General features: G+C 41.2%; 6 protein-coding genes. All 6 read right to left on the bottom strand.

What is annotated here, in order from left to right; translation table 11 throughout:
• Nucleotides 1-92 precede the first annotated feature (92 nt).
• Nucleotides 93-815: a thioredoxin domain-containing protein gene (locus tag FZF08_RS04180; RefSeq protein WP_159467393.1), complete on the bottom strand. Its 723-nt coding sequence runs from the start codon at nt 813-815 to the stop codon at nt 93-95.
• A 382-nt stretch (nt 816-1,197) separates the two neighbouring features.
• Nucleotides 1,198-3,015, bottom strand: a complete 1,818-nt coding sequence (locus FZF08_RS04175; protein WP_159467392.1) for a sulfatase — start codon at nt 3,013-3,015, stop codon at nt 1,198-1,200.
• 253 nt (nt 3,016-3,268) lie between these two features.
• Nucleotides 3,269-4,891 (bottom strand): arylsulfatase, encoded by a 1,623-nt coding sequence (locus tag FZF08_RS04170; RefSeq protein ID WP_159467391.1) that lies wholly within the window; start codon nt 4,889-4,891, stop codon nt 3,269-3,271.
• A gap of 136 nt (nt 4,892-5,027) precedes the next feature.
• Nucleotides 5,028-6,632 carry an arylsulfatase gene (locus tag FZF08_RS04165; RefSeq protein WP_159467390.1) on the bottom strand — a complete coding sequence of 535 codons (1,605 nt, stop codon included), beginning with the start codon at nt 6,630-6,632 and terminating at the stop codon, nt 5,028-5,030.
• 76 nt (nt 6,633-6,708) lie between these two features.
• A complete protein-coding gene (locus FZF08_RS04160) occupies nt 6,709-8,274 on the bottom strand; it encodes a RagB/SusD family nutrient uptake outer membrane protein (protein ID WP_159467389.1) in 1,566 nt (521 codons plus the stop codon).
• 25 nt (nt 8,275-8,299) lie between these two features.
• Nucleotides 8,300-11,359 carry a TonB-dependent receptor gene (locus tag FZF08_RS04155; RefSeq protein WP_229216410.1) on the bottom strand — a complete coding sequence of 1,020 codons (3,060 nt, stop codon included), beginning with the start codon at nt 11,357-11,359 and terminating at the stop codon, nt 8,300-8,302.
• Between the last annotated feature and the right edge of the window lie 397 nt (nt 11,360-11,756).

Below are 11,756 nucleotides of genomic sequence, written 5' to 3'. Positions count from 1 at the left end.
AGAAGCACAGAGAAGTTAAAATTGCGCTAAGCACGAGCGCATTAAATTCTCTGTGTAACTCCTTTTTTAACACTTTTAACTCTGCGTTTAATTTAAAGCGTTTGACCAGCTAGTGCTTTTTCTTTTTCTTTTTTGGAAGCGCCGCCTGTTTTCTTCCATATTATTTCATTGTTTTTGTATAAAACCAATGTTGGAAGAGATACTACGCCAAGTTCTTTAACCAGACTCTTATTTTCGTAAGCTTCGATTTGAATTACTTTAACGGTACTCGAATGGTCATTTTTAATGGAATCAATCGTTGGAGCAAGTTTCTTGCAAGAGCCACAATACCGGGATCCAAAATCTACCAATACCAATTTGTCGCTTTTAAGTGAAGCCGTATATTCATCACGGTTCAAGCCTTTTCCGACAGTTGAAATTACGGGTTTTCCCAAGCCAATCCATTTGCTCAATCCACCGGGAATTTCTGTCACATCTTTAAAACCAACAGCTCTCAAATCTTTTGCCAATACGCCGCTTCTTCCGTTTCCAATGGAATAAATGAATACTGGTTTGTCTTTATTCAACTTCGCACTTTCCTTTTCAAAATCTGATTTGTTCGCAATGTTGAAGCTTATGGCACCTTCCAAATGGTTTTGTGTGTATTCTTCGGGTAATCGCGCATCCAGTATTTGTGCATCTTTTCCGGCTGCTTTTAATTTAGCTTCAAACTGTTCGAAAGTCAGCAGATCTTTTCCAGGTTGTCCTTGCGCGAAAGCAACGGTTTGTAAAAACAAGGCGGTTAATACCAGCGCGGATAATCGTAAAGTTTTCATCGTAGAAATTTATTTGTTTAGCATTATTTGATAAGAATTAATCAGCTTTTTCTCGCCCGACTCAAATATTTTCTGTAAAGTGAAGTGCAAAAACGGAATCAGTAAATCCGGATTTTCCTGGGCAGGAATCCAGTTCATGAAATATTTAAACCGATAATACCACCACGACTTTTGAAGAAAAATTTGAATTAAGAGACTGCAAACCATTCTGGTATGCTCCATTTTGCTATATCTGTGCTGGTGGTAGCTGAATTAGATATAGTCTATAAATTTGATAGACAAAGTTATATTAAAACAATAGAAATGCAAATGATAATTGAGATTATTTATATGAACGTGGATTTTTAGTGACAATGCATTTTGAAATGGGAAACATAACAATCTATTTTTCACCAAATCTCTTCACAAAATCCGTCGCCGCCCTGGAATCGTAATCAAACATTCCCTGCGTTTCCTTAACCAGCGTTTTGGCACTTTCCAGTGCTGGTGCTGCATCAGGACCAATGTTGCTTAATGCGTTCAAGGCTTGTACACGGGCCGGAACGTTCTTTACTGACAAAGCTTCGGTCAATGTTTTTATGGATAATTCTTTCTCATCTATATAATACAAAGCCTCAGCGGCGGCTATGCGAACAGCAGCTTCGTTATCTTTCGTCGCTTTTATTAACGCCTCTTTTCCGGTTTTTGCTTTTAAAACTATAAGACCCGTGGCTGCCCAGTAACGCACAGTCGGATCAGGGTCGGATGATCTTTTGATCAGATCAATGGTGTAAGCAGGTTTCCGGGAAGATGCCCAACCGGCGGTTTCCAGAATGTGTTTAAGATTATATTTTCCACTTTTTGCATAATCCCTTAAAGGCGTGGTCGCAGCTATTTCGGACAAAATAGCTTCGGGAATAAAACCGACATCTTCTGTTTTCAATAGCCAGTCCTCGTTAGCCTTTCTTAGCCGCAGCAGATCTTTTGCATATTTCGGATCGTCTACCAGATTTTTGATATTATGCGGATCTGCCTCGATATCAAACAATTCCTCAGCCGGTTTTTCCTGCCAAAATTTCGATTGAACTGCGTTAAGTCTTCCCGCTTTGTACTCGTCCTCCCAGGATTTCACAGAAGGTGCGCGCCATAAATATTCGAGATACTGTCCGTAAATCTTGTGCGGCAAGTAATTGCGGATATACCTGAATTTTTTGTCACGCACCGCCCGTGAAAGATCGATCCGCTCATCCATACGGCCACGAAAACCATAGGCATACTGATGCTCCGCTTTTTGTTGCGTTCCTAAAAATGCTTCCCCCTGCATATAATCCGGGATTTTTATGTCAACAAGACTTAAAATCGTCGGAGCAAAATCCAGGAAAGTAACCAGACGATCCGTTTTGGTTCCCGGAGCAACGGATGCCAGTTTTTCATATTTTTTTGGCAAATGAATGATCAGCGGCACATGTAAACCCGATTCATACATAAACCTTTTACTTCTTGCTAAAACGCCACCGTTATCTCCATAATAAAAAACGATCGTATTTTCCGCGAGTCCGGCTTCTTCCAGTTCCTTTATAAGTTTACCAAACTGACCGTCCATCGTTTCAATTTTGTCATAATACTGCGCCCAGTCGTGTTTCATTTCCGGCGTATTCGGATGATATGGCGGAAGCGGTACTTTTTCAGGATCATGTTTCAACTTCAGAAGTGGTTCAAATAATGAACTTTCGTGGGTGGTCATCAAATTGAAAACGGCAAAAAATGGTTGACCGTCTTTACGGTTTTTATAAGTCGCTTTGTCGCTGGATTCGTCCCAGGCTTCCAATTGATCGGTGGTATTATAATCCTTTTTGGAATTATTTGTCGTGTAATAACCCGCTTCTTTCAAGTATCTCGGAAAGAATTTCACATAGGACGGAACCGGATAAACACTGCGCATATGCTCCGTTCCAAGCGATGGCGGGTACATTCCGGTAATAAGCGTGTTGCGTGAGGGCGCACAAACCGGTGCTGTTGAAAAAGAATTTTTGTATAAAATGCTTGCTTTTGCAAAAGCATCAAGATTGGGTGTTGTTGCAAATTGATCCCCGTAGGCGCCGATCATCGGAATATTATCCTCGCTGACAATCCAGAGGATATTCGGGCGATCCTGACCGGTTTGTGCCTGGGTTGAAAAAACACAAAACACAAGGCTGATCGATAAAATTATTTTTTTCATATCGAGGCTTTTTTAACAGTAAGCGTCTTTTGGTAAAGATATTGTAAATTCTGCTATGGCTAAAGCCGGAATGTGTGCAGATATTAAACCCAGGGCTGAAACCCTGGGTTAGTTTTTCGGATCCGGCACAATTATCATGGATTGTGCCGGAAAGCGTTGGGTTTATATTTTGGATCAGGCACAGTAATGGTTGGTTGTGCTGAAATGGGCTATGATAAAATAAATATGATTACCACATTTCTATTCAGGTGAATTACTTCAAAGATGCAGCTTCTTTTTTTGCTTTATCATAATCATAAAACCACTTAAAATTCCGGTCATAGGGCTCAGCACCAACGCGTTTAAACCAGACGTCATACTTCGCAGACAAATCTTTTACCACATCAGGATACTTTGCGGCAAGATCCACTAATTCTGTTCGGTCTTTGTCTATGTCGTACAATTGCCATTCTTCCTGACGTTCTGCGACCAGCTTCCATTTTCCGTCACGGATTGCGCGGTTGCCCTCATGTTCCCAGAAAATAGGGTTTTTCCGGTTGATTGATTTGCCAGATAACAGAGGTCTTAGACTGGTACCTTCCAAAGGCTGAATTGTGTTTCCATGATACTTCGCGGGGTATTTTGCGCCGCCAAGATCCACCAAAGTCGCCATGATATCCGTGATATGCGCCGGTTGTTTTTCAAACTTTCCGTTACGACTTGCAGGAATTCCGGCAGGCCATGAAATAATTCCCGGTGAAGAAATTCCACCTTCATGGGTATGATGTTTATATGCCCAAAAAGGCGTACAAGCCGCTTCCGCCCAGCCTTGTCCGATAAATACAGCAGACTCAGCAAAGCCTGGTTTTTCACCTTCAAATTTACCTTCGATTCCAGGCTCAGCGTTTCCTCCATTGTCTGATACGAACATAATGACGGTATCATCAAAAACGCCTCTTTTTTTCAAACCGGCAACAAGGTCGCCTACACTTTTATCCAGACGATAAATTACGGCGGCGTAGATTGCCATCATGTGGTCGTATTTTTCTTTGTCCGCTGCACTCAAAGTTTCCCATTTCGGAATATTTGGATTCGCTGGGGGTAATTTCCATAATGGATCGACCAGGCCTAGTTTGATTTGTTTTTCATATCTTTCCTGACGCAGCTTTTCATAGCCTTTTAGATACTTCCCTTTAAATTTATCAATATCTTCCTGCGGCGCCTGCAAGGGAAAATGAGGAGCATTATGAGCAAGGTATAGCAAAAAAGGCTTTTTGGCAGCGATCCCTTCATCTATAAAACGAAGACCAAAATCGGTCCACAAATCTGTCGTATACCATTCCTTTGGCAGTTTCTCTGAATTATTGGCAAGCTCTTCACCATCAAGAAAAAGCTTCGCACCCTTTCCCGCACCGTAATAAAATCCACCTGCGGGAGCATTTAATGATCTGTCGAAACCACGTTTCCAGGGCACAGTTCCCTGGGGCTGGCCAACATGCCATTTTCCTGTCATGGCCGTAAAATATCCGGCATCTTTCATGACCTCCGCAATCGTCACACTGTTGTTATTAATCTGTGCGCGATAAGCCGGATGGTCAACACCTTTGTCTTCCATCATGTGACCAATCCCAGCCTGGTGACTGTAAATTCCGGTAAGTAGCGCGGCGCGGGTTGGACAGCATCGGGCCCCGTTGTAAAAACTGGTTAAACGAAGTCCGTTTTGCGCCAGTTTATCGAGATTCGGTGTAGGAATTTCACCACCATAACAGCCCAGATCCGAGTATCCCATATCGTCCGCAAGAATGACAATAATATTCGGCTTTTTCTGGGCAAAGCTGATGTTTTGAAATGAAAGAAAAAGAATCAGTGCAAAAACTGATGTTACGTTTTTTTGCATGTTTTTAGGTTTATGGTTTAAAAAAATTGTTAGGAATTATTTAGCAATTGCTATCTATTTCAGGTTCGTTTCCTGACCCGGATTGTATGCACGCACCACTTTATTAAGTTTTCCGGTAAGCATTTATTTCAATAAATTATTTAATAGTATTCCAATCTACAACGCCCACTTTATCAGCCCATTGAAGAAATTCCTTTTCCAGTTCTTTCACTTTTGCCGGTTGTCGGGAAGCAACATTTTTGGTTTCGGAGCGGTCTGTTTTTAAGTTATAAAGCTCCCAGGGCTGGTTTATTTCGGCCACCAGTTTCCAGTCACCTTTTCTTATAGCACGACTTCCTTCATGCTCCCAGAAAAGTGCCTGATGCTGTGGTGCAGATTGATTTTTAAAAACTCTCAACAGACTTTTTCCCTCCAAAGGCGTAAGGCTTTTGGCGTTAAAATCTTTTGGATATTCCACCCCGGCTATTTCCAGACATGTTGGCATAATGTCAATCACGTGACCTATGTGATCACTTACCGTTCCTGCGTTAATCATAACTGGATACCAGGCAATAAAAGGTGTTGCAATTCCGCCTTCGTGGGTATTCTTTTTGAACAATTTGAAGGGCGTGTTACTAACATTTCCCCAGGGCGGATAGTAGCTGTCGATAGAATTAACTGTACCCTGCGCACCGTTTTTTTGTGTTACATAATCCCAGTCTTTCACCGTATCGCCACTTCCGCCGTTGTCCGAAACAAAAAGAATAATGGTGTTTTTATCTTTTTTGAGTTCTTTTAGTTTGGCAAGAATATTACCGATCTCATGATCCATCCGGTCAATCATGGCGGCATAAATTGCCATACGCATATCCCAGAATTCTTTTTCCGTCTGCGTCAGTTTATCCCAATCGGGAACCTGATCATATTTTTCTGAAAGCTGCCAGTCATTTTTGATAATACCAAGTTGCTTTTGTGTTTGAAAACGTTCGGCTCTTAGCTTTTCCCAGCCTTTAAGATATTTTCCTTTATACTTTGCGATATCCTCTGGTAATGCCTGAATCGGCCAGTGCGGTGCATTGTAAGTGAGATATAGGAAAAATGGATTCGGATCTGATTTTATTCCATCAAGGGATTTTATCGCAAAATCGGTAATCGCCTGGGTCAGATATCTGGAAGTATCCTGTCTGACAACCGGTTTTCCGTTTAAAAGAAAAGTTACTTTTCTTCCATCATTATAAATCGGCTCGGAATTGAAATAACTGCTACCGTTATTCTGCATGGTAAACGATTTGTCAAAACCACGGTTATGCGCCAAAGCGGAAGGGACCAGGCCAACATGCCATTTTCCTGACACAATTGTATGATAACCAGCCGTTTTTAAAAGTTGCGCAATCGTCACACTATGGTCGCTCAAAAAACCCTGATAGGCTGGTGATCCTTTATCCTGAACCATATCGCCAACGCCTGCCTGATGCGGATAAAGTCCGGTAAGCAAAGCCGCCCGGGAAGGACAGCACCTTCCACTGTTGTAAAACTGTGTGATTTTCAAACCTTCCTTTGCTAGCTTATCCAGATTCGGAGTATTAATCTCAGAACCAAAACTTCCCAGATCAGAAAATCCCATATCATCGGCCAGAATGACGATAATATTGGGCTTTTCATTTTTTTGCTGTGCATGTAGATTAGTTGCGACAGCAAGTGTGAAAAAACTGTATTTAAAAATTCTTTTTAAGACCTTAAATCTGATGGGTAGTTGTAACATCTGACTATCATTATTTTAAGAAAATAAATGCCCAGATACTGTCAAGAAAAAAGGCATTTTAATTCATTATCAATTTTTACTGCCAAAGCGGATTTTGCTTCAAAAGCGGATTGTTGTCAAGTTCAGTTTGTGGAATTGGATATAGATAATGTTTCGGGGCCACATTATTTTTCCCAACTTTTTGCAAACTTTTAATCAAAATTCCATTTCCGCTGGCATCTTTTTCACGGATCAAATCAAACCATCTTTGGTATTCATAAGTGAGTTCCAGACGGCGTTCAAAGTAAACCGAATCACGAAACTGATCTTTGGATAAACCCTGTGTAAGATTTGCCAGACCTGCTCTTGTTCTGACGCGGTTAATCGACTTATACGCTTTCGCTGTCGGACCGTTTACTTCGTTTTCAGCTTCTGCATGAATTAAAAGAAGTTCAGCGTAACGAATAATGGGAACGTTTGCTTCCGAGTTTGTAGTTACAGCCTGGTTGTTTGGATCCCACCATTTGTTCCAGAAAGGGGTTGAATCATTTGGAACTGCTGTATTTACGATTGGCAAAGCATATTTTCTTCCATTTGTCGGACTGGTAAAGCTTCTTGTAAAAGTGACATTTCTTCTTTTATCCGTTGCTTTGAAAAGTTTGTAAATACTGAAAAACTTGTCATTTCCTTCCGTGTAATACCGCACCATATGTGCATAGTTTCCGGTAAGTCCAGGAATGGCTGAATAAATCGCACGAGATGTTTCATTATTACCCTGACTGTATGAATTCCCTTTCATCTGGGCAGAGAAAATATGCTCAACACCATTTTTGTAAGCTGGCAAAAACACACGTGAATAATCAGTAATCAAGTCGTATCCATAAGTTCCAGTTCCGCCATCCGCTGCCGAAAGTGCTTCTTCCGCTTTGGAAATTGCTTTCTGGTAATTTTCAGTAAGCTTTAAAGGAAGTGAAGCTTTGATCAGATACACTTTGGCTAAAAGAGATTTCGCAGCACCTGCCGTTGCTCTTCCTACATCCGGAGAACTGTAAGAAACCGGTAAAACTGCCGCAGCTTCAGTCAGATCTTTTTCAATTTGAGCATATATATCGGTTGATGGACTTTTCGCAATCGCGTAATCGGCGGCGGAAACGTAGTTTTGGTATTCCGTTACTAACGGCACATCGCCATATAAACGTACCAGATTGAAATAAAACAGCGCTCTCAAAAACTTCGCTTCTGCTAAAATCCGGTCCTTGTTTGAAGCAATAGAAAAAGTGATATCCGGAATTTTATTCAAAACCACATTCGCCTTACGAATAGCCGCATAATGCTGCTGCCAAAGTTCGTATACCCGCAGATTACTGGATGAGTGTGACTGCACCGCCAACGAGCGCACATCCGGATTGGTTGCACCCGGCCCCGGATCTTCATCATCGCTGGCCATGTTCATTCCAGTATTGAAAAGGGTGTTATAAGGCGTCTGGATTTTCCCTGAATTCAGGAAAAAATAGACCGCATTAATCGCCGTAAGGGCATCTGTTTCTGTTTTGTAATACTGCTCTTCCGAAATAATCGATTCTGGTTTTTCGGTCAGAAAGTCGTTGCAGGAAGCGATAAATAATGAGCTCGCTGCAAGCAAAATATATTGATATTTTTTCATTGTAATGCTCAGTTTTAATTTGAAATCAGAATGTCAGAGACAAGCCAACCTGGTAAGATTTATTGTTCGGATACACGCTATCGTCCACACCTTTGTTGATCAGACTTTGTCCATTAGAACTTACCTCCGGATCAAAACCTGTGTACTTGGTCCAGGTAATCGCATTTTGTGCAGAAACATAAACCCGTAGTGCCTGAATTTTGATTTTGGAAAGAACCGCTTTTGGTAAAGAATATCCGAAAGAAATGTTTTTCAAACGGTAATACGTTGCATCCTCAATGAAGCGATCTGAGATCGTGATCGCAGGATCCTGATAAGCTTCTTTCACATCGGTATTCGTGTTCGTTGGTGTGTAACGGTTCAAAAGTTCTCTTGAAGCGTTGGTATAACCCGTTCCCAATTCAAGGTTTGCACGGTTCACATTGTACAATTTACCTCCCACCGAAGTTTGGAAGAAAACAGCCAGGTCAAATCCTTTGTAGCTGAACGTATTCGTCAAACCAGCCGTAAATTTGATCTGGTTATCAATCACTGCCCTGTCGCCAACTTGTGTGATCAGCCCGTCGCCATCCAGATCTTTATATTGCTGTCCACCTGCTCCTTTGTTGGATTGTGGCGTCAAAGGTGTTTGTCCTTCCTTGATTACACCGTCCGTTTTGTAAACGATAAATGATCCCAGCGGATGACCCACTTTTGCAATCGAAGGTGCTGAACTTGATGGAATATATTGATTAACCCCATCTCCAAGATCAAGAATTTTATTCGTGTTTCTCACGAAAATAAACGTCGTATTCCATTTGAAAGCACCTGCAAGATTTTGAGAATTTACAGCCAATTCGATACCCTGATTGGAAACCGCACCAACATTCTGGTAAATTGTTGATCCCTGATTACTATAAAAATCAGATAATCCGGAAGTTCCGGGTACTGTTCTTGTTAAAAGCAGATCCGTTGTTTTTTTGTAATAATAATCTGCTGTGATATTCAAGCGATCTTTTAACAAACCGATATCCAGACCTGCATCCACCTGAAATGTCTTTTCCCAGCCAAGATTTTTGTTGAATACCGTACTTGGCGCATAACCTGATACGGTTCCGCCGGAGAAATTGTATGGATAATAAGTCAGCTGCGCTAGAGACTGATATGGAGGAATGCTTTGGTTACCCGTAGAACCTGCACTTAATCTCAATTTAAGCAAACTTACATTTCTCACATTTTTGAAGAATTTTTCGTTGGCAATGTTCCAGCCCAAAGCTGCGGAAGGGAAATATCCCCATTTATTACCTGCTCCAAATTTGGAAGAACCATCCGCACGTACCGTAATTGTAACCAGGTAGCGGTCGTCATAAACATAATTGATACGGCCTAAATAAGATGCAAGTGAGAATTCAGATGCAGAAGATGCAGGCGTCCGGTTTGTGATACCTGTTCCTAAATTGTTGTAAGAAAACGCATCCGAAGAAAATCCAGCTGCCTCTGCTACCGAACCTTTTGATTGCGATTGCTGTGCAGTAAAACCAACTATGGCGTTGATCCTGTTTTTTTCATTAAGTTCTTTATCATAACTTAAAGTATTTTCATTCAACCAGTTGGTTGTAAAAACCGAACCTACCAAGGCGTCACCGTTTAACGCGGTCCCTTCATAAGTCGAGATCGGCAAATATCTGTTTTGCTTGTTGTCAACTACATCGGCTCCAAATAAAACCTTTGCTTTCAAACCTTCGATGATCGTATATTCTGCGGAAAGATTTCCCAGAAAACGGTTTGTAGTCGTCTGGTTTAGTTGATTATAAAGCGAGTTAATTGGATTGGCATAAACGGTTTCAAACGGACTGTATTTTACAAAAGTACCGTTGTCCTGATAAATCGGTAAAGCAGAAGGCGTTAATACCAGCGCAGAAACAACACCTGCGGGGGCAACATTTGCTTTTGTATGACTTCCCGTTAAGCTTGAAGTAATTCTTAGTTTATCACTGTAATCATGGTCGATGTTAAAACGGGCGGATATTCTTTCGAAATCTGTATTTTTAAGTACACCATCCTGTTTCAAATAATTGGCAGAAATACCAAGTCTTGTTTTATCTCCTCCTGATAAAATGGATAAACTGTGACTTTGCTGGGTTGCTTTTCTGAAAGCGGCTGCCTGCCAGTCTGTTCCTGCGCCAACTGTATCAAGTTTGTAACCTGTAACACTTGGCAAAACCGGAGTTTTTCCCGAGTTAATCGCCGCATCTTTACGAAGCTGCCACCATTCCCCAGCATTCAATACAAGAAGCGTTCTTATTACTTCCTGTTTCCCAAAATAGGTTTCATAAGTAATCGAAGATTTCTTTTTTGAACCGCCTTTTGTCGTAATAATCACAACACCATTGGCACCTCTTGAACCATAAATCGCAGTCGCAGAAGCATCTTTCAATACGTCAATGGATTCAATATCAGCCGTATTTAAAAACGAAAGAGGATTTATTTTTGATCCAACCGTAACACCGGCGTCACTTACACCATAATCATTATTGATAGGAAAACCATCGATTACATATAAAGGATCACTTCCTGCCGTGATAGAATTGCTACCACGGATCTGCACACTGACACCACCTCCCGGCTGACCGGAAGTCTGCGTAACCGTGGCACCTGCGATAGAACCTTGCAAAAGCCTTTCAACTGAAACAACCGGCTGGGATTTAATTTCCTTGGGAACCGAAGAAATGGAACCGGTGATATCTTTCCTTTTCTGCTCACCATATCCGACCACAACAACCTCATTCAACAAATTTGAGGTTTTTAAAATTACTTCCACTGGTTCCGTGGTAAGTTCGTAAAGTTCAATTTCCTGTGTTTGAAATCCGGTAACGTTTATCTGTAACGTAAATGGAAATTGTTTTGCTGCGGGAATACTGAATTTTCCGTCTATATCTGAAATTGCATTTTTCGATGTCCCTTTTTCAACAATGGTTGCGCCGGGGAGGCCTTGTCCGGTATCGTCTTTCACGACACCTGTTATCACATCCTGCGCTTTCAGGGCAGTTGTGCTAAAAAGTAATGCACCTAATAACCATATCAGGTAAAGGTTTTTCTTAATCATTGCTAAGGTAAATAATGATAAATTGACGTGTAGAAAATGGCCTGACATGTGCATAGCCCTGCAACAGGCAGCTGAATCAACAACTGACTTGCAAGTATATACGCAGATACGATTTCCCATTCAGGAAATCTGGTCTGGCTTTGGATGGTTAGGTGATTTTTGAAAGATATAATTCTACACAACCCTAAAATAAGATTGTAATAAAACTTTTTATTTCAAAAACGGATCATTTGTCAGCAGCCTGGCTGACTACATTTTGTCTGACAACAACAATGCATTGAAGGTGTAGTAATGATTGAGACCACCCGGGGTGCAGTATTGTACTGCGGACGTAGTAAAGAATTTGTTTTCATAAGTAAACAATTGTTTTGTCTTAATTTGACTGGTGGTAATCAAA

This window comes from Dyadobacter sp. 3J3, assembly GCF_009801115.1.
Lineage (GTDB): Bacteria > Bacteroidota > Bacteroidia > Cytophagales > Spirosomataceae > Dyadobacter.
Note: the sequence above shows the minus strand (reverse complement) of the source record. Positions and strands in the feature narration are given on the sequence as shown.

Excerpts from the sequence above, each read along its gene's own strand:
- FZF08_RS04180 (WP_159467393.1), bottom strand. The coding sequence starts at position 815 with ATGAAAACTTTACGATTATCCGCGCTGGTATTAACCGCCTTGTTTTTA.
- FZF08_RS04175 (WP_159467392.1), bottom strand. The coding sequence starts at position 3,015 with ATGAAAAAAATAATTTTATCGATCAGCCTTGTGTTTTGTGTTTTTTCA.
- FZF08_RS04170 (WP_159467391.1), bottom strand. The coding sequence starts at position 4,891 with ATGCAAAAAAACGTAACATCAGTTTTTGCACTGATTCTTTTTCTTTCA.
- FZF08_RS04165 (WP_159467390.1), bottom strand. The coding sequence starts at position 6,632 with ATGTTACAACTACCCATCAGATTTAAGGTCTTAAAAAGAATTTTTAAA.
- FZF08_RS04160 (WP_159467389.1), bottom strand. The coding sequence starts at position 8,274 with ATGAAAAAATATCAATATATTTTGCTTGCAGCGAGCTCATTATTTATC.
- FZF08_RS04155 (WP_229216410.1), bottom strand. The coding sequence starts at position 11,359 with ATGATTAAGAAAAACCTTTACCTGATATGGTTATTAGGTGCATTACTT.